The sequence below is a fragment of the Nonomuraea fuscirosea genome, assembly GCF_035917475.1.
GTDB lineage: Bacteria > Actinomycetota > Actinomycetes > Streptosporangiales > Streptosporangiaceae > Nonomuraea > Nonomuraea fuscirosea.
Genome location: NZ_CP109074.1, coordinates 9,256,877 through 9,275,724 on the forward strand (window position 1 = coordinate 9,256,877; position 18,848 = coordinate 9,275,724).

General features: G+C 69.1%; 19 protein-coding genes. 3 read left to right on the forward strand and 16 right to left on the reverse strand.

Translation table 11 applies throughout. The annotated features are described in order from the left end of the window. Positions 1-65: 65 nt before the first annotated feature. From glmM to rplM, 3 genes are read right to left on the reverse strand one after another with little or no spacing between them, the layout of a single operon-like run. A complete protein-coding gene (gene glmM / locus OIE67_RS42060) occupies positions 66-1,421 on the reverse strand; it encodes a phosphoglucosamine mutase (RefSeq protein WP_326631005.1) in 1,356 nt (451 codons plus the stop codon). A gap of 1 nt (position 1,422) precedes the next feature. Beyond that, on the reverse strand, positions 1,423-1,947 hold the full coding sequence (gene rpsI, locus OIE67_RS42065) for a 30S ribosomal protein S9 (RefSeq protein ID WP_326631007.1): 525 nt from the start codon (positions 1,945-1,947) through the stop codon (positions 1,423-1,425). A gap of 26 nt (positions 1,948-1,973) precedes the next feature. Further along, a complete protein-coding gene (gene rplM / locus OIE67_RS42070) occupies positions 1,974-2,417 on the reverse strand; it encodes a 50S ribosomal protein L13 (RefSeq protein WP_106236123.1) in 444 nt (147 codons plus the stop codon). Between the two features lie 306 nt (positions 2,418-2,723). On the opposite strand from rplM, the gene OIE67_RS42075 reads away from it, so the two are divergent. From OIE67_RS42075 to OIE67_RS42085, 3 genes are all read left to right on the forward strand, one after another. Continuing rightward, positions 2,724-3,479 carry a CAP domain-containing protein gene (locus tag OIE67_RS42075; RefSeq protein ID WP_326631010.1) on the forward strand — a complete coding sequence of 252 codons (756 nt, stop codon included), beginning with the start codon at positions 2,724-2,726 and terminating at the stop codon, positions 3,477-3,479. A 210-nt stretch (positions 3,480-3,689) separates the two neighbouring features. Next, positions 3,690-5,318: a hypothetical protein gene (locus OIE67_RS42080; RefSeq protein WP_326631012.1), complete on the forward strand. Its 1,629-nt coding sequence runs from the start codon at positions 3,690-3,692 to the stop codon at positions 5,316-5,318. Between the two features lie 3,306 nt (positions 5,319-8,624). After that, the gene (locus OIE67_RS42085) at positions 8,625-9,326 is read left to right on the forward strand and encodes a hypothetical protein (protein WP_326631014.1); all 702 of its coding nucleotides are present in this window, start codon (positions 8,625-8,627) and stop codon (positions 9,324-9,326) included. Positions 9,327-9,755: 429 nt separating this feature from the next. Here the strand turns inward: OIE67_RS42085 and truA are convergent, their stop codons facing one another. The 13 genes from truA to secY form a co-directional block, all read right to left on the reverse strand. Beyond that, positions 9,756-10,622 carry a tRNA pseudouridine(38-40) synthase TruA gene (gene truA, locus OIE67_RS42090; RefSeq protein ID WP_326631016.1) on the reverse strand — a complete coding sequence of 289 codons (867 nt, stop codon included), beginning with the start codon at positions 10,620-10,622 and terminating at the stop codon, positions 9,756-9,758. A 101-nt stretch (positions 10,623-10,723) separates the two neighbouring features. Beyond that, positions 10,724-11,269, reverse strand: a complete 546-nt coding sequence (rplQ, locus tag OIE67_RS42095) for a 50S ribosomal protein L17 (protein WP_326631018.1) — start codon at positions 11,267-11,269, stop codon at positions 10,724-10,726. Between the two features lie 94 nt (positions 11,270-11,363). Further along, a complete protein-coding gene (locus OIE67_RS42100) occupies positions 11,364-12,380 on the reverse strand; it encodes a DNA-directed RNA polymerase subunit alpha (RefSeq protein WP_103960866.1) in 1,017 nt (338 codons plus the stop codon). A 97-nt stretch (positions 12,381-12,477) separates the two neighbouring features. Further along, on the reverse strand, positions 12,478-13,104 hold the full coding sequence (rpsD, locus tag OIE67_RS42105) for a 30S ribosomal protein S4 (RefSeq protein ID WP_326631022.1): 627 nt from the start codon (positions 13,102-13,104) through the stop codon (positions 12,478-12,480). Between the two features lie 23 nt (positions 13,105-13,127). Continuing rightward, positions 13,128-13,532 carry a 30S ribosomal protein S11 gene (gene rpsK / locus OIE67_RS42110; protein ID WP_020542285.1) on the reverse strand — a complete coding sequence of 135 codons (405 nt, stop codon included), beginning with the start codon at positions 13,530-13,532 and terminating at the stop codon, positions 13,128-13,130. A gap of 45 nt (positions 13,533-13,577) precedes the next feature. Then, positions 13,578-13,958, reverse strand: a complete 381-nt coding sequence (gene rpsM / locus OIE67_RS42115; protein ID WP_106236112.1) for a 30S ribosomal protein S13 — start codon at positions 13,956-13,958, stop codon at positions 13,578-13,580. A gap of 223 nt (positions 13,959-14,181) precedes the next feature. Then, entirely contained in the window at positions 14,182-14,295 is a 114-nt protein-coding gene (gene rpmJ / locus OIE67_RS42120; RefSeq protein WP_003956441.1) for a 50S ribosomal protein L36, read from the reverse strand. A 22-nt stretch (positions 14,296-14,317) separates the two neighbouring features. Continuing rightward, positions 14,318-14,539, reverse strand: a complete 222-nt coding sequence (gene infA, locus OIE67_RS42125; protein ID WP_012887858.1) for a translation initiation factor IF-1 — start codon at positions 14,537-14,539, stop codon at positions 14,318-14,320. A gap of 292 nt (positions 14,540-14,831) precedes the next feature. Continuing rightward, positions 14,832-15,254 carry a hypothetical protein gene (locus tag OIE67_RS42130; protein WP_326631061.1) on the reverse strand — a complete coding sequence of 141 codons (423 nt, stop codon included), beginning with the start codon at positions 15,252-15,254 and terminating at the stop codon, positions 14,832-14,834. Positions 15,255-15,435: 181 nt separating this feature from the next. After that, positions 15,436-15,867, reverse strand: a complete 432-nt coding sequence (locus tag OIE67_RS42135) for a DUF1707 SHOCT-like domain-containing protein (protein ID WP_326631063.1) — start codon at positions 15,865-15,867, stop codon at positions 15,436-15,438. 15 nt (positions 15,868-15,882) lie between these two features. Beyond that, complete coding sequence (gene map, locus OIE67_RS42140) at positions 15,883-16,692, reverse strand: type I methionyl aminopeptidase (protein ID WP_326631065.1); 810 nt, start codon at positions 16,690-16,692, stop codon at positions 15,883-15,885. Between the two features lie 110 nt (positions 16,693-16,802). Then, positions 16,803-17,453 (reverse strand): adenylate kinase, encoded by a 651-nt coding sequence (locus OIE67_RS42145; RefSeq protein WP_106236107.1) that lies wholly within the window; start codon positions 17,451-17,453, stop codon positions 16,803-16,805. Next, positions 17,453-18,757: a preprotein translocase subunit SecY gene (secY, locus tag OIE67_RS42150; RefSeq protein WP_326631068.1), complete on the reverse strand. Its 1,305-nt coding sequence runs from the start codon at positions 18,755-18,757 to the stop codon at positions 17,453-17,455. The genes OIE67_RS42145 and secY overlap by 1 nt, the downstream gene beginning before the upstream one ends. Positions 18,758-18,848 lie beyond the last annotated feature (91 nt).

The window sequence follows — 18,848 nt, forward strand, 5'->3', positions numbered from 1 at the left end:
CTCTTCTCGCTGAGAAAGCCGATCGTCCATCGGGCCCGCCGAGGCGCCCGATGGACGGTCGTTCGTCAGACGCAGGCCGTACGGACCACGGCGGCCAGGCGGCCCGCCACCTGTGTGGCGTGCTCCTCCGACGCGGCCTCGACCATGACCCGGATCATCGGCTCGGTCCCGCTCGGCCTGATCAGGACCCGGCCGGCCTCTCCCAGCTCCGCCTCCGCCTCGGTGACGGCCGCGACGAGCTCGGGCACCGAGGCCTTGCCCCGGTCGACGTCCTTGACGTTGATCAGGATCTGCGGCAGCGGCGTCATCACCGCGGCCAGCTCCTTCAGCGGCACTCCGGACTTGGCCACCACGCCCAGCAGGTGCAGGGAGGTGAGCAGGCCGTCGCCGGTGGTGGCGTGGTCGAGCATGATGACGTGCCCCGACTGTTCGCCGCCCAGGTTGAAGCCGTCGGACTTCATCCGCTCCAGCACGTAGCGGTCGCCCACCGAGGTCTCCACCACGGTGATCCCCGCATCGCGCATCGCCAGCTTGAAGCCCAGGTTGGACATCACGGTCGCGACCACGGTGTCCTTGGCCAGCAGGCCCTCGCCGTGCATGGCCGCGGCCAGCACGGCCATGATGTGGTCGCCGTCGACGACGGCGCCCGTGTGGTCGACCGCGAGGCAGCGGTCGGCGTCGCCGTCGTAGGCCACACCGAGGTCGGCCCCGCGCGAGATGACCACCTGACGGAGCTTGTCCAGGTGGGTCGAGCCGTGGCCGTCGTTGATGTTGAGCCCGTCGGGCCTGGCGCCGATGGCCTCGACCCTGGCTCCCGCGCGCACCAGCGCCTCGGGCGCCACCATGTGGGCGGCCCCGTGAGCGCAGTCGACCACGACGTTCAGGCCGTCGAGGGCCGCGGTCATCGTGGTCAGCACGTGGGAGATGTAGCGGTCCGCCTCTCCGTACGCGTCGCGCACGCGACCGACGCCGGAGCCGACGGGGAAGCTCCACTCCTCGCCCAGCCGCCGCTCGATCTCGTCCTCGTCCGCGTCGGACAGCTTGAAGCCGCCGCGGGCCAGGAACTTGATGCCGTTGTCGGGCGCCGGGTTGTGCGACGCCGAGAGCATGACGCCGAGGTCGGCGCCGAGCGCGGCGGTGAGGTGGGCGACGGCCGGGGTGGGCAGCACGCCGAGGCGCAGCACATCCACTCCAGACGCCGCAAGGCCGGCGACCACGGCGGCCTCGAGAAACTCTCCCGAGGCACGCGGGTCCCGGCCCACGACCGCCACCGGCCGGTGTTTACCGGATCCGGTGGCGGAGAACGCGCCTGCATCGCCGAGGACGTGAGCGGCCGCCACGGACAAGTCCATGGCGAGCTCCGCCGTGAGGTCGCGGCCCGCGACCCCACGTACCCCGTCGGTGCCGAAAAGGCGCGCCAACTTAGCGCTTGCTGTACTGCGGAGCCTTGCGGGCCTTCTTGAGGCCGTACTTCTTCCGCTCCGTGGCGCGGGCGTCACGGGTGAGGAAGCCGGCCTTCTTCAGCGGCGGGCGGTTGACCTCGACGTCCAGGACCGCCAGGGCGCGGGACAGGCCCATGCGCAGCGCGCCGGCCTGGCCGGTCACGCCGCCGCCGTCGATGCGCGCGATGACGTCGAACGCCTCCTCGGCGCCGAGCACCACGAAGGGCTCGTTGACGATCTGCTGGTGGACCTTGTTCGGGAAGTACGCGTCCAGCGAACGACCGTTGATCGTCCACTTGCCGGTGCCGGGGACGATGCGCACGCGGGCGATCGCCTCCTTACGGCGGCCGGTGCCGTACGAGTTGCCCGTGGTGACGGGCTTACGCACGGGGGCGTCAGCGCTGGCGGTGGATTCGGTGGTGTACTCGGACGGGAACTCCTCGCCGGAGAAGTCCTCCACCTCGACCGTCTCTACGGCCGTCTCGACACCAGTGGGCTCAGCCACGGTTCTCCTCTAACTCTTTCGAACTACTACTGGGCGATCTGGGTGATCTCGAACGGCACCGGCTGCTGGGCCTGGTGCGGGTGCTCAGAACCCGCGTAGACCTTCAGCTTCTTGGCCATCTTCCGGCCGAGGGAGTTCTTCGGCAGCATGCCCTTGACGGCCTTCTCCACTGCCTTGTCGGGCCGCTTGTCCATGAGCTCGCCATAGCTGACGGAACGCAGACCGCCCGGGTAGCCCGAGTGGCGGTACGCCTTCTTCTGCTCACGCTTGTTGCCGCTCAGCGCGATCTTGTCGGCATTGATGACGATGACGAAGTCACCGGTGTCGACGTGGTTGGCGAAGATCGGCTTGTGCTTGCCGCGGAGCAGGGTCGCGACGTGGCTGGCCAGCCGGCCCAGCACGACATCGGTCGCGTCGATGACGTACCACTGACGCTGGACGTCGGCGGGCTTCGGTGAGTACGTGCGCACGGTCGTAGCCTTCTTTATGCTCGCGTCTTCGGCGCTGTCGGATGTGACAGCTACATTGGTCGGTCGGTGCGGGCACACGACGGCCCGGACCTTCCGTCTCCGCAATATGGGAGATGACGCCGGACGCGCCGCGCATTGGTCGCGCTGGACCTATGCACACAACGAACCTAAGCTACCCGCCCTGAGGCGTGCAGGTCAAAAGACCGGTAACCCTGTGCGAGTCTACCCGACCGCAGAACGGTTCGATTTCGTTTCCCTGGGACCCCTTCTTTCCCAGGACCAGACATCCCTATCGTTGGCGACGGTATGTGGCAGAACTCTCGCACCCGGCAAACCCAGCGCGGCCATCGGCGCCGGAGTCACCTGGGTGTACTGGCCTGCCTCATGGCCGTGCTGTTCACCGGTGTGCTGATCGGCCGGCTCACCACCGATCCCGACCCGGCCCGGCACGTCTACCTCGAAGAGACCGTCCCGCCCGCGGCCGCCACCGCCAACCCCGCGCCGACGGCGGCGCGGAAGGCGCAGCAGCTCGAAAGCATCCCCAGGGGCGTCACGACCAAGAAGCTGCCCAGCGGCGCCCCGACGCCCAGGCCGACCAGGTCGTCGAAGGACCAGATCCCCGGCTTCGCCTCCGAGGACAGGACGCGGGTGCTCGGCGGCGAGGACGGCGGCGTACAGGTGCTGGCCGGCGTCGCCTCGCGGGTGGTCTCCCTGACGAACTCGGCCAGGTCCAGGCGCGGTTGCGCGCCGCTGCGGGTGGACGGCGGGCTCACCCGTTCTGCGCGTACGCACTCGCTGGAGATGGCCCGCACCGGCCAGCTCACGCACAATTCCCCCGACGGCGCCTCGCCGTGGGACCGGATGGAGCGCGCCGGATACCGCTGGGGCGCCGCCGAGAACATCGGCGCCGGCTACGGCACCGCCGACGAGGCCGTACGCGGCTGGCTGGACAGCCCCGACCACCGCAGGAACATCCTCGACTGCCGCCTGCGGGCCATCGGCGTGGGCGTCGCGTCGGGCCCCGGCGGACCATGGTGGACCCAGGACTTCGGAACCCGATGACAAACATCACGGTAGTGTCGCCGCATGGTTTCCAACGGCGATAGGGAACGCGAGAACGGCACGGGCGATGCCCCCTTCGCCCCTTTCGGCCCCGGTCCCGCCGGTGGCGCCCCCTACGGAATGGGCGGCGCGCCCCGAGGCGGCGCGCCCCGAGGCGGCGCGCCCGCGGGCGGCTCGCACGCGGCCGCGGGACCCTCGGGGGGCAGGCCCGTGAACGGCGACCCCTTCGACAGCGGACCCCTGAACGGCGGGCCGTTGAACGGCGGCGGCGCCCACGGCGCGCCCGCGAACGGCGGCCCCAACGGTGGTGGACCCGCGAGCGGTGGCTTCATCGGTGACTTCAACGGCGGTTCCAGCGGTGGCGGGCCCACGAGCGGCGCCTTCATGATCGGCGGCCCGGGGGGCGGCGGTCCAGGTGGCAGCGGCCCTGGGGTCGGTGGCCACGGCGGCGGTCCTGGGGGCGGCAGTCACGGCGGCGGTCCTGGGGGTGGTGGCCCTGGAGGTGGCGGCCCTGGAGGTGGCGGCCCCGGCGGCGGCGGCCCCGGTGGCGGCGGCCCGTCCGAAGGGCCTCCCAGCCGAGGCAGACGCGCACGCGGCGGCCCTTCTGGCGGTTCGCACGGCGCGGGCGGTCCGGGAGGTCCCGGCGGAGGCGGCGGCCCGGGGGGTGACCCCGCGGGCGGCTTCTTCGGCGGAGGCCCCTCAGGTGGCGGCCCGTCCGGAGGCGGCCGTTCCGGAGACGACCGGTCCGGCGGTGACCCATCCGGCGGCGACCGGCCGGGCGGAGGCCGTTCCGGTGGACGCAGGGCCGGAGGCAGTCCGTTCGGCGGCGGTTCCTTCGGCGGTGGCGACCCGTTCGGCGGCGACAGCGGCGCGTTCGGCGTCAACCCGGGACCAGGCGGTCCCAGCGGCCCTGGCGGCCCTGGCGGCGGAAACCCCGACTCCGGCGCGCCGGACGACGACAGATCGGCGACCGGCAAGGGCCGCCGTTCCCGCAGGGGCAAGGCGGACAAGGGCGATAAGGACCCCGCCAAGGACACGTCCAAGAAGAAGAACAAGGACGACGCCGGCGACGACATCCCGAGGGCGCCGCAGAGCAAGGTGGGCTGGAGCCCGTACGACGAGGATCAGCGCTCCCGTGCCCCGCTCTGGTTCGCGATCGGCGGAGTCCTGGTGCTCGGCCTGCTCGGCGGCGGCCTGGCCCTGATGTGGAACGCCGACGGCCCTGTGACGGCCGAGACCGCCAACACCCGCCAGACCTCGGCGCCACTGCCGTCGGTGCCGGCCGGCAAGTACGGCTTCGCGGCCGCGCGCACCACGGACCCTGACGCGATCACGGTCAAGGAGGTGTTCGGGAAGCGGAAGAAGATCACCATCTCGGGCCGCAGCTACGAGATGACGATCACCAGCAAGGACAAGAAGTGCAATGACGGCGCTCTAGGCGACACCCTCCAGAAGGCGCTCAAGTCCGCCAAGTGCACCCAGTTCGTCCGGGCGAGCTTCCGCGACAAGTCCGCCAAGGTGATCGGCACGGTCGGCGTGGCCAACCTCAAGACGAGCAAGCTGGCGGCCAAGGTGGCCAAGGCCGGCGACACCAAGAACTACGTCAAGCCGCTCGCGGGCAAGGACACCGTCACGAAGTTCCTCGGCTCGGGCAGCGGCGGCGCGAAGATCTCGACGTACGGCCACTACGCGATCCTGTTCTGGTTCCAGAACAAGGACGGCACGAAGCCCGACGCGAAGGGGACGAAGCGGATCGCGCAGGCCATCAACGACATCTCCAAGGCCACCGTCTTCCCCGCCCTCGACAACCGCGCGCTCACCGGAAGCCGGGCGGGCTGATCGGCATTGTGGGACATAAGCGCCGGTACGGGACTCGTGATGCTACTGGGAACATCCATACCGACATAACGATCTCGCTACTCTCGCTAGGCTCCAGCTATGCGTGGCCAGGAACCCGGGTCTGAGCACGATCACAAGGAAGCCGAACGCTCGGCCGCACCTGTGACGCCACCGCCGAGCTTCGGCCAGACCAACGGGCGAGACGTTCCACCGGCGTTCCCTCCGACCGACCCCTCAACCGACCCCCGAACGGGCGAGCCGACCGACCCCTCGACCGGCACCCCAGCACCCGGACCCGCGTCCGGCGCCCCAACCGATGCCGCCCTGGGCACCCGGGGCGGCTTCCCGGCCGACCCCTCGACCGGAACCCCGAGCGGCTTGCCGGCCGACGCCACCTCCGGCGCTCCCAGCGGCTTCCCTGCGGACGCCTCGACCGGCGCTGCATCCGGCATCCCGGCCGACGCCTCCACCAGCACCTCTAGTGGTTTCCCGGCCGACGCCTCCACCGGAACGCCGAGCAGCTTCCCGGCCGACGCCTCTACCGGCACCGCCAGTGGTTTCCCTGCGGATACCGCGTCCGGTGCTCCGAGCGGCTTCCCGGCGGGTGGGTCAGCCGATGCCGAGGCGTCGCCTGTCGCCTCTGCCTTCCAGGGGCGGCAGGGAGATCCGGAGGAGCCGTCCGGCGCCGCTCAGCCGTGGGAGGTACCGGGCGACGACGCCGCCCCCTACGACTGGTACTCCGACCCCACCGCCCCCGGCCTCGCAGCCGCGGAGCCCTCCGGCGCCCCGCACCCCGGCCACCAGTCGCACGCACCGACCTCGCCCACCTCCACCTTCGGCCAACCCGCCACCGGCCCTTCCTGGCCAACCCCGCACCACACCCAGCCCGGTCCTGGCTCCGGCTCCGGCTCCGGCTCCGGCTCCGGCCAACCATGGCCGACACCACACCACCCCGGAGCCGAACCCGACCAGCCGTGGTCACCGTCGCATCCTCAGGCCGCGACCGACCAACCATGGCCGGCACCGCACCACCCCCAGACCGACACCGGCCAACCCTGGGCGTCCACCCCCAACGCCAACCAGCCATGGTCGCCGCCACACCACCCCGGAGCCGACACCGGCCAACCCTGGGCAGCCGCGGCCCAGCCCGAACCCGACCAGCCGTGGTCGCCCCCACCCCACGCCGAAACCGACCAGTCGTGGCCGGCACCGCACCACCCTCAAGCCGACACCGGGCAACCCTGGGCAACCACCCACAACGCCCAACCCGACGCCAACCAACCGTGGTCGCCGCCTCCCCTGCAGACCAGGGCTGACCAACCATGGCCGGCGCCACACCAGTCCCAGGCCGAGCCAGGGGCCAACCAACCGTGGTCACCGCCACACCCCCAGGCCGGAACCGACCAACCGTGGGCAGCCGCCGCCCAGCCCGAACCCGACCAGCCATGGTCGCCCCCACCTCACGCCGGAAGCGACCAGCCATGGCCGGCACCGCACCACCCCCAAGCCGACACCGGCCAACCCTGGGCGGCCACCCCCGACGCCGGACCCGACGACAACCAGCCATGGTCACCGCCACACCACCCCGGAGCCGAGACCGGCCAACCCTGGGCAGCTCCCCACAACGCCGCACCCGACGCCAACCAGCCATGGTCGCCCCCACCCCACGCCGGAAGCGACCAGCCATGGCCGGCACCGCACCATCCCCAGGCCGAGAGTGACCAGGTCCGACCAGGACGGATTCATGAGATGCGGCCGTGGGACGCCGCCGGTGAGGATCCCGGTGCGCAGCCCGGCGGTCCCGGTGGGCACGCCAGCGGGCACGGTGGGCAAGTTGGCGGTCCTGGTGGGCAAGCCGGCGGTCCCGGTGGACAGGCCGGTGCCTGGCCGGTGGAGCCCGTGGTGCCCGGTGCACCGCCCTGGGAGCCGCCGCCCGCCTTCACCGCCGCCGCGGCGGGCATGCCGGTGTGGCCCGCGCCCCTCTCCGACCCGCACGCCGTGCCTCCCTGGCCGGCCGCCACGGGCGAGCTGGTGGCCGAGCCCGACTCCGACGAGCCGGGCCAGTTGCCCACGCCCTTCGACGCGAGCGCCACCCAACCGGAGGGCCTCTCCCACCCGGCTCACCACTTCGACCCGGACGCTACGCAACAGGACGCCACCCGCCATCACCACGCGGACGACACGCCTCCCGACGGCATACCCGCCCCGGGACACCCTGGTGCAGCAGATCATCCAGGAACGGGCACCGAAGGCCATCCCGGAACGCCTCCAAGCACCGCGCTCCCGCACGACCGGCAGGTCCAGGACCCACCGGACCACGACGGCCGGACCCTGACGCAGACGGAGCACGATCGAGCGGCCTCGTCGTCCGCCACGCATGACCGGCAGGCCACGCAACCCTCCGGTCACACCGCCCACGACCAGCAGCTACCGGACCACACCGCCCCGGGCGGGCACTCCCCGGAGTCGGCGCACACCACGCCCGGCGGGCTCGCCCCGGGGTCACCGCACACCACACCCACCGGGCACGCCCCAGGGTCACCGCATGCCGTCCCCGGCGATCACGCCTCGGAGTCAGCACATGCCACCTTTGGCGGGCAGGCCTCGGATTCGGCGCATGGCGAGCAGGCATCCGGCCGCCCCGAAGGCTTCGCGGGCCACGATGGCCCCGAGCCCGCCGACACGGTGCCCGGTGGCCTCCGTCCCGGCTTCACCGTCCCCGGGCGCGCGACCCCCACGGGCGCTCACCTAGGCGACCCCCGGACCACCGACCCACACCCCTCCCACGACCAGGCACCCGGCCAGGGCCCGGGCCAAGGAGTCGGTCAAGGCTCGGGACAGGGATCCGGCCAGGGACCAGGACAGGGATCCGATCAAGAGTCAGGCCAGGGAGCCGAGCATGGCCTGCAAGGGCCCGGCTCGAAGCCGTCCAAACTCCCCCACCTCCCCGCCCCCATCGCGTCCACCCGCGACACCACCGCCAAACCGGCCCACTACTTCGACCCCAACGCGGCCAAGACCGAATCGGCCGCCTCCCAGAATCCGCCCTTCGACCCCAGCTCCACCAACCCATCCGTCCGCCCCCCGGAGCCAGGCGACATACCCGTCTGGCCCCCCAATTCTCCGACCGGTGACAAACTGCCCGAGCTCCCGTTTTCGAGAGACACCTGGGGTCACAAGCCCTCGACCTCTTTCGATCTCCCCAAGCCCCCAGCGGGCGGCCCCGCGTTCCCGCCAGGAGCGTTCAAGCAGCCCCCGTTCCAGACCCCGCCCCCACCACCTCCCCCGCCCAGGAGCAAACGGGCGTTGCTCGTCACGCTCGGCGCGCTGGCCCTGGCCGGCGTGGCGACGGGTGGGTTCTTCGCCGTTCAGGCGATGAACTCCGCCGCGCCGCCCCCGGTGGCCGCCTCGCCCGCGCCGACGAGTCCGAGTGTCGCCGAGGAGTCCGCGGTCCCGCCGGCCGACCTCGCGGGCACGTCGATGCTCGACTCCGAGCAGAGCGACCCGCAGAAGCTGTCGCTGTCGGAGGCGTTCCCGAAGAAGAAGGTGAGTGCGGCGGGCACGACGTTCACCAGGGTCAAGGCCCACATGGAGACGACCTGCGACAAGGCCGCGACCGGCGCCTTCGCCGACGCGCTGAAGGAGCAGAAGTGCAGCCGGGTGCTCAGGGCGACGTACGTCGACAGCAAGCGCCGCTACGCCGTCACCACGGGCCTGGCCGTCCTGCCGGACAAGAACGCCGCCGCCACGGTCGACCAGGCGAAGGACCTGTCGCGTAACGTCTGGTTCCGCCCACTGCCCGGCGCGTCCGGATCGGGCGGCGAGCGCGTGCACATCGCCGGCGGTTACGCGGCGGGCCTCGTCTGGGGCCGCTACATCGTCTTCAGCTACGCCACCTACGCCGACGGCCACACACCGACGGCCAAGGAGAAGACGCTGCCGAAGGTCAGCGGCGCGTTCAGAGACCAGATCACCCTCGTCCTGGAACGCCGCATCACCAAGGGCTGACCCCCAGCCGGCAACCACCTCACCAACACCCTCCCGGCCGTACACCAACCGGCCGGGAGCTCGTTGGCCAAGTACTACCCGACCGTGCGCAATTCGGACCGGCACAACCCAGACGGGTACCACCCAGGCCGACACATCTCGAGCGGGTTCATTACGCACCAACGCTCCCTGGACGGGCGCTCCTCGGAGCGGTGCTCCTCGGACCGGCTCCCCCGGATGGGCTGCACTACCCGCACGGGCGCTACTCGGCCGGGCAACGCCACCCGACCGGAGCCACCCGGATCGAGCGCGCCTCGGACCGCAGCCACGCCCCGATGGGCTGCGCTACTCGGACGCGCACAACTCGGCCGGGCGGCACCACCCGACCGGAGCCACCGGCCGGCGCAACTCGAACCGTAATCGCCCGCCCGGACGCTACCGGGCCGGGCGCTACTCGGACGGGAGCTGCTCGGGCGCCGTACGGACCCGTCGCGTCGCCACGGCGCGGGCCGCGAGGTCGGACGGGGCCGGGTAGCCCACCTCTTCCAGGCAGAGCCCGTGCGCCGGAGCCACGTGCACCCCCGAGTCGCGCACCCCCCGCCGCAACACCTCCCCCGGCCACTCGACCGGCCGTCGACCGTCCGCGGCCGCCAGGAGTGACCCCACCAGGGCGCGGACCATGGAGTGGCAGAAGGCGTCGGCGACGACGGTGGCGGCCAGCACCCCGTCCGGCCCGCGCACCCAGTCCAGCCGCTGCAGTTCTCTGATCGTGGTGGCGCCTTCGCGCTTCTTGCAGAAGGCGGCGAAGTCGTGCTCGCCGAGCAGCCGCGCGGCGGCGGCGTTGAGCGCGCCGTGGTCCAGCGGCCGGTTGTGCCAGACGATCTCCCAGCGGCGCAGTGGGTCGACGCCTCCCGGCGCGTCACTCACGCGGTACGCGTACCGCCGGAACATCGCCGAGAACCGTGCGTCAAAGCCCTCAGGAGCCACGGAGACCCGATATATCCGTACATCTGGCTCCAGGACACCACCGAACCGTCTCACGAGCGCAGCGAGCCTCTCATCGATGGACAGCGGCCCCCGGTTCCCGTCGAGCTCCCCCAGCCTGTCCTCCGGCACGTCCACGTGAGCCACCTGCCCCCGCGCGTGCACCCCCGCGTCGGTACGCCCGGCCACGGTCAGCATGGCCGGCTCGCCGAGGCGCAGGATCCGTCCGAGTGCCTGCTCGATCTCCCCCTGGACCGTACGCAGCCCCGGCTGCCTGGCCCAGCCGGAGAAGCCGGTCCCGTCGTACGCGAGGTCGAGGCGGAGCCGTACCACGATGTTCCCTCCCGGGGATGAAAAAACGGGCCCGGACCCCCGTCAGGGGATCCGGGCCCGTCTCAGCCGTTCTGCGAGCTAGAACCTGAAGGTCCGAAAGCTCAGGCCTCGTCCTTCTTCGCCTCGGCAGCCGGGGCCTCCTCGGCGGCGGCCTCAGAAGCCTCGGCGGTCTCGGCCTTGGCCTCAGCCTCCGCGGGAGCCTCAGTCTCCGTAGCAGCCTCCGCAGCCGGAGCCGCAGGAGCGGTCTCGGCGGCGGGAGCCTCGGTGGCGCGGGTCGTGACGCCACCCAGCGGCTCGCTCACCAGCTCGATGATCGCCATCGGGGCGTTGTCGCCCTTACGCGCACCGATCTTGGTGATGCGGGTGTAGCCGCCGGGACGCTCGGCGAACGTCGTCGCGATCTCGGTGAAGAGGTGGTGGACCACGCCCTTGTCCCGAACGACGGTCAGGACCTGGCGACGGTTGTGGATGTCGCCCTTCTTCGCCTTGGTGATCAGGCGCTCCGCGACGGGACGCAGGCGCTTGGCCTTGGCCACCGTCGTGCGGATCCGGCCGTGGCGGAACAGATCGGTGGCGAGGTTCGCCAGGATCAGCCGCTCGTGCGCCGGGCTTCCGCCAAGACGCGCACCCTTGGTGGGCTTGGGCATGTCATCTCTCCTTGGGGTTCACCCGCCCCGGCCGTGCCAGGTACCGGGGTCGGGCCGCCAGGCCCCCCGTTGAAGGGGGCCCGCGCTATCTGGATCAGTACTGCTCGGTCTCGACGTACGCGCTGTCGTCGTCGTCGTAGCCGCCGCCGGCCACCGCGCTCGGGTCGAACCCGGGCGGGGAGTCCTTGAGCGCCAGCGACATCTCGTGCAGCTTCTGCTTGACCTCTTCGATCGACTTGGCGCCGAAATTCCTTATATCGAGAAGGTCCTGCTCGCTGCGGGCGACGAGCTCACCCACGGTGTGGATGCCCTCGCGCTTGAGGCAGTTGTAGGAGCGAACGGTCAGGTTCAGCTCCTCGATCGGCAGCGCCAGGTCGGCCGCCAGGGCGGCGTCGGTCGGCGACGGGCCGATGTCGATGCCCTCGGCCTCGACGTTGAGCTCACGGGCCAGGCCGAAGAGCTCGACGAGGGTCTTGCCGGCGGAGGCCACCGCGTCGCGGGGCTTCATCGCGGGCTTGGTCTCGACGTCGAGGATGAGCCGGTCGAAGTCGGTACGCTGCTCGACTCGGGTCGCCTCGACCTTGTAGGTGACCTTGAGCACCGGGGAGTAGATCGAGTCGATCGGAATCCGGCCGATCTCCTGGCCCGGCTGCTTGTTCTGCGCGGCGGAGACGTAGCCGCGACCGCGCTCGACGGTCAGCTCCATCTCCAGCTTCGCCTTGCCGTTGAGCGTGGCGATGCGCAGCTCGGGGTTGTGCACCTCGACACCGGCCGGAGGCGCGATGTCGGCGGCGGTGACCTCACCCGGGCCCTGCTTGCGCAGGTACATCACGACCGGCTCGTCGTGCTCGGAGGAGACGACCAGTTCCTTGAGGTTGAGGATGATGTCGGTGACGTCTTCCTTGACCCCGGGAACGGTCGAGAACTCGTGCAGCACGCCCTCGATGCGAATGCTCGTCACGGCCGCGCCCGGAATGGACGACAGCAGCGTGCGGCGCAGCGAGTTGCCGATGGTGTAGCCGAAACCCGGCTCCAGCGGCTCGATGACGAATCGGGACCGGGTGTCGTCGATCGACTCTTCGAGGAGAGTCGGGCGCTGAGCGATCAGCATGTGTGGGTTCTCCCCTTTTTCGTGTGGCGACCGCTATATGACGCCACTCCGATGAAAAGCATAGTTGAGGCACGGAAATCCGTGCCCCAACCACCACTCACTTCGAGTAGTACTCGACGATGAGCTGCTCCTGAACCTGGGTGTCGATCTGCTGGCGAACCGGCAGCTGGTGCACCAGGACGCGGAGCTTGTCCGGCACGACGCCGAGCCACGCGGGAACCGTGCGCTCGCCGGCGGTGGCGCGGGCCACCTCGTACGGCAGCAGGTTGCGCTTGCTCTCGCGGACCTCGATGATGTCGTGCTCGCGAACGCGGTAGGACGGGATGTCGACCTTCTTGCCGTTCACCACGATGTGCCCGTGACGGACCTGCTGGCGAGCGGCGTCACGCGACTGCGCGAACCCGGCGCGGTAGACGACGTTGTCGAGACGGCTCTCCAGGATCTGGAGGAGCACCTCACCCGACTTGCCGCTCTTGCCCGCGGCCTCCTCGTAGTAGTTGTGGAACTGCTTCTCGAGGACGCCGTAGATGCGGCGGGTCTTCTGCTTCTCGCGAAGCTGAAGCTGGTACTCGGTGTCCTTCGGACGACCGCGGCCGTGCTCACCCGGGGGGTAAGGACGGATTTCGATGGGGCACTTGGCGGACTCGCACTTGCTGCCCTTGAGGAAGAGCTTGGTCTTCTCGCGACGGCAGAGCTTGCAGTCCGCGCCCGTGTAACGAGCCATTTCTCACTATCTCCTGGGCTGAGTCAGACGCGGCGGCGCTTCGGCGGCCGGCAACCGTTGTGCGGAACCGGGGTGACGTCCTGGATCGAACCCACTTCGAGGCCGGTGGCCTGCAGCGAGCGGATCGCGGTCTCACGGCCGGAGCCGGGACCCTTCACGAAGACGTCGACCTTACGCATGCCGTGCTCCATGGCGCGGCGGGCGGCGTTCTCGGCGGCCATCTGAGCGGCGAACGGGGTGGACTTACGGGAGCCCTTGAAACCCACGTGGCCGGCGCTGGCCCAGGAGATCACGTTCCCGTTGGGGTCGGTGATCGAAACGATCGTGTTGTTGAACGTGCTCTTGATGTGGGCGTGCCCATGAGCGACGTTCTTCTTCTCCTTGCGGCGCACCTTCTTCGGCGCACCCTGGCGGCTCTTAGGAGGCATCCTTGGCCTTCACTCCTGAGGTCTTCGGTCCTGCGGCTGCGAGGACTACTTCTTACCGGGCTTCTTCTTGCCGGCGACGGTCTTCTTCTTGCCCTTACGGGTGCGCGCGTTCGTCTGGGTGCGCTGACCGTGGACGGGCAGACCCTTGCGGTGCCTGATGCCCTGGTAGCAACCGATTTCGATCTTGCGACGGATGTCGGCCTGGACCTCGCGGCGCAGGTCACCCTCGATCTTGTAGTTCGCCTCGATGTAGTCACGCATCGGGACGAGCTCGGTGTCGGAGAGCTGGTGCACGCGGAGGTCGCCGCTCACGCCGGTGGCCTGGAGGATCTCCAGGGCGCGGGTGCGGCCGATTCCGTAGATGTAGGTGAGAGCGATCTCCAGCCGCTTGTCGCGGGGGAGGTCGACGCCAACCAGGCGAGCCATGGTCGGGCATTCTCCTTCTTTGTGGCGGAGGTCTTGCGCCGCACTACCCCTCCCCAATGCCCGGGGTGAGGGCCCCGGCCTCCGACCGGGGGTCTCCTGAACGGTTCGGACGCCTCACGCGAAGCGGCCGCCTGTTCAGGTGTGTGACGCGACTACTGATGCAGGCTTCTCATACGTCGAGCCCGCACCCTGCCGGGGCGGACTCGGAGAAGCCTTGCGGCGACTAACCCTGACGCTGCTTGTGGCGCAGGTTGTCGCAGATCACCATGACGCGACCGTGCCGGCGGATCACCTTGCACTTGTCGCAGATCTTCTTGACGCTCGGCTTTACCTTCATTGTCCTTTGTTCCTCAGACGTCTTACTTGTATCGGTAGACGATCCGCCCACGACTGAGGTCGTAGGGGCTCAGTTCAACGACTACCCGGTCGTCGGGAAGAATCCGGATGTAGTGCATCCGCATACGTCCGCTGATGTGGGCCAGGACTTTGTGGCCGTTGTCGAGCTGCACCCGGAACATGGCGTTCGGGAGCGATTCGACCACAGTGCCCTCGATCTCGATGGCGCCGTCTTTCTTGGCCAAAATTCCTCGCGTTTCACTGATCGGTCGTCTGAGGCTCCGGTTCACTACGCAGCCGCGACCTTCACGCTTCGAAGAGAGCGACGGCCGACAAGGGCCGCCGACGCGTGAAAAGTCATAGTGAGCCGACTAAGGAGTGTACGACACCTGAGCCAAAAACGCGAAACGCGTGCCAGGTGTCCTGACACAACCATCTAAGAGTCTACCCCACGTGTCGAATCCTCAGGACACACGACGCGAGGCCCGCCGGGGGTTCCAGCCCGGCGGGCCTCGCTCCGTCCCTCTGCGGGAACATCTAGTAGATGCGGTGGGAGGGGCCGCAGTACTTGTACTTCCCGCCCCAGCACGTGTAGGTGTAGATCTTCTCGATCCCCTTGCCGGACCAGGTCGTGTCGTACGAGCCGTTCCACCGGTGGGAGAACTTGTACCACTTGCCGCCGGCGTAGTACTTGAACCAGACGTAGCCGTACCTGGGCGAGTACTCCTTGCCGTACCAGTGGGTGTAGACCTTGCCGTAGGACTTGTAGGTCTTGCCGTAGGTGTAGGCCTTGTGGTTGCTGGAGTAGTACTTGCCCCAGCTGCCCTGAGAGCCGGCGGCGGCGGTGCTGCTGACCGTGCTGGTGGCCGTGCTGGTGGCGGCCTGCGCGGCGGGGGCCGCGGCCAGACCGGCGACGGTGACGGAGCCGGCGATGGCGGCGGCCGCAAGGATCTTACGCATGAGAGCTCCTCCGTGAGTCGTGCTGTTCGACACACCTCACGTTAGGAATCCGGCCGGATCCGGACTGCGCACGAGTGCACAGAGTGCACAACAGCACAGAAGCCGCCGAAGACGGCGTGCGGCCCGCAGGAGCTCTTCCCGGCGACCGTCCTGCTAGGAGCTCTTCTCGGCGACCGTCTCGCTAGGAGCTCTTCTTGTTCGCGTCGCCGCCGAAGATCGTGCTCACCAGCAGGATCACGCCCCACGGCCCCATCACCCACAGCGGCCACGGATAGATCAGGTGGCCGCTCGTGATGGCCACGATCACCCAGACCGTCCAGTTGATGCCGGCCACCGCCGCCCAGGCGCTCCAGGCGGCCTTCATGCCGGGGTGCATGCCGCGCCGCTCGGGCGCCGCGGCAGTGGCCTTGGCCGGCAGACGCCGCAGGTCGACGTCGGGCAGGTCCGAGGTCAGCTTGGCCAGCTCACCATAGGTCTTGGCCTTGTAGAGCGACTCCAGCCGCTCGTTGAACTCGTCCATGGTGATGCGACCCTGCGCGGTGTGCTCGCGGAGGATGGCGGCGACCCGGTCGCGGTCGGCGTCGGAGGCACGCATCTCGGGGCTGTTCGCCATCCCACCACTCCCGGGTTAGATCTGCAGTTGAGCGAGGCGCTCTTCGCCCCCGTCCAGGGCGGTAAGCACCCAAGGTCCATTATGTGTCACCGCGACGCTGTGTTCGAAGTGTGCGGAGGACTTCCCGTCGACCGTCACCACGGTCCAGTCGTCGGCCAGCACGCGGGTGCGCTCGGTGCCCAGGTTGACCATGGGCTCGATGGCCAGGCACATGCCCTCTTCGAGCGCCGGGCCCCGGCCCGGCTTGCCGTGGTTGGCGATCCAGGGGTCCATGTGCATCTCGGTGCCGATGCCGTGGCCGCCGTACTCGGGCGGGATGCCGAAGCGGCCCTGGGACTTGACGTAGCGCTCGATCTCGAAGCCGATGTCCGACAGGTGGCGGCCGGGCTTGAGCGCGGCGATGCCGCGCCACATGGCCTCCTCCGTGATCCGCATCAGCTCGGTCAGCTTGGGGTCCACCTCGCCCACCGGGACCGTGACCGCGGAGTCGCCGTGCCAGCCCTCCAGGATCGCGCCGCAGTCGATCGAGATGATGTCGCCCTCGCGCAGCTTGCGTACGGCGGTCGGGATGCCGTGCACGACCTCGTCGTTGACCGACGCGCAGATCGTCGCGGGAAAGCCCTGGTAGCCCTTGAACGACGGGATCGCGCCCTCGTCCCTGATCGCCTTCTCGGCGATCACGTCGAGGTCCAGCGGCGTCATCCCGGGCTTGACCGAGCGCCGCAGCAGGTCGAGCGTGCGCCCGACCACCAGCCCCGCCGCGCGCATCTTCTCGAGCTGCTCCGGCGACTTGATCTGGATGCCGTGCCTGTTGCGTTTGAACATCTTTGCCCCCTGGGTCTCAACGGGCCACGGTGGGAGCCCAATTCCCCCACAATAGCCGCGAGGTGGCACGGAAACCCGTGCCACCTCCGCGAATCAGTCGGATGAAGCGCTCAGCCCATGAACGGCCGGATCGCGTCCATGGCCCGCTGCGTGACCTCTTCGACCGGCCCGGTCGCGTCGACGCCCACCAGGATGCCCTCGTCGGCGTAGTAGGAGACCAGCGGAGCCGTCTGCTCCTGGTAGACCTCCAGGCGGTGCCTGACGGTCTCCTCCTTGTCGTCGTCACGCTGGAAGAGCGCGCCCCCGCACGCGTCACACCTGTCGTCCTTCTTGTCGTCGAACTCGACGTGCCAGATGCGGCCGCACTGGCTGCAGGTACGCCTGCCGGCCAGCCGCCTGACCACCTCGTCGTCGTCCACGACGAGCTCGAGAACGAGGTCGAGCGCCTGGCCCCAGTCCTTGAGCATGTCGCGCAGGATCTCCGCCTGCGCGACGTTCCTCGGGAAGCCGTCGAGCAGGAAACCGTCCTGCGCGTCGTCCTCGGACAGACGGTCGCGGACCATGGCGATGGTGACCTCGTCGGGCACCAGGTCACCACGGTCCATGAACGTCTTGGCCAGCTTGCCGAGATCCGTGCCGCCCGAGACGTTGGCACGGAAGATGTCACCTGTCGAGATTTTCGGGATGGACAGGTTCGATGCGATGTACTGGGCCTGTGTCCCCTTACCCGCTCCGGGGGGCCCGACCAAGACGAGACGCACTACCGCAGGAAACCTTCGTAGTTACGCTGCTGCAGCTGGCTCTCGATCTGCTTCACCGTGTCAAGGCCGACGCCTACCATGATCAGAATGCTCGTCCCTCCGAACGGGAAGTTCTGGCTCGCACCGGCCACCGCCAGCGCGACGATCGGGACCATGGAGATGAGACCCAGATAGAGCGCGCCTGGCGCGGTCAGACGGGTGAGCACGAAGTTCAGGTATTCAGCCGTCGGACGGCCGGGGCGGATGCCCGGAATGAACCCACCGTACTTCTTCATGTTGTCGGCGACTTCAGTGGGGTTGAAGGTGATCGACACGTAGAAGTAGGTGAAGAAGATGATCAGCAGGAAGAACGTGGTCATGTAGATGGGCGTGTCGCCCGTGGCCAGGTTCTGCGAGATCCAGGTGATCACCGCGTTGTCGGTGGTCTGGAACAGCGAGGTGATGAGCTGCGGCAGGTAGAGCAGCGAGGAGGCGAAGATGACGGGGATGATGCCCGCCTGGTTGACCTTCAGCGGGATGTAGGTGGAGGTGCCGCCGTACATCCTGCGGCCGACCATGCGCTTGGCGTACTGGACCGGGATGCGGCGCTGCGCCTGCTCCACGAAGACGACCGCGGCGATCATGAAGACACCGACGATCATGACCACCGAGAAGGTGAACTTGTTCGCCTGGAAGATGTTGGCCAGCTCGGACGGGAAGACCGCCACGACCTGGGTGAAGATCAGGATGGACATGCCGTTGCCGACGCCCCGGTCGGTGATGAGCTCGCCGAGCCACATGATCACGGACGTGCCGGCGGTCATGATGACGACCATCGTCACGATCTGGAAGATGTTGTCGGGGTCGAGCAGGACGTCCTGCTGGCAGTTCGGGAAAAGCTGCCCGGTACGGGCCAGCGCGATGAAGGCCGTCGACTGGAGAATCGCGAGACCGATGGTCAGATAACGCGTATACTGCGTGATCTTCGTCTGGCCGGATTGGCCTTCCTTCTTCAGCGCCTCCAGCCGCGGAATCACCACGACGAGCAATTGCAGAATGATGCTCGCGGTGATGTACGGCATGATGCCCAGCGCGAACACCGACAGCTTCAGCAACGCGCCGCCGCTGAACAGCTGGACCATCCCGTAGATGTTGCCGGTTTCGCCACTACGGGCCTGGTCGAAACAGGCGGCGAGGTTTTGGACGTGGACTCCCGGGGTCGGCAGAACCGAGCCGAGACGGAAAAGCGCGATGATGCCCAGGGTGAAGAGCAACTTCTTGCGCAGGTCCGGTGTCCGGAACGCCCGGGTAAACGCGGTCAGCACGGTCCCTCCTGCGCGCCTTTACGGCGTTGTGAGTAAGCGATGGTGCGGGGATCTGCCATCTGAAGTCTCATGTCGAACGAGCCGGACAGAA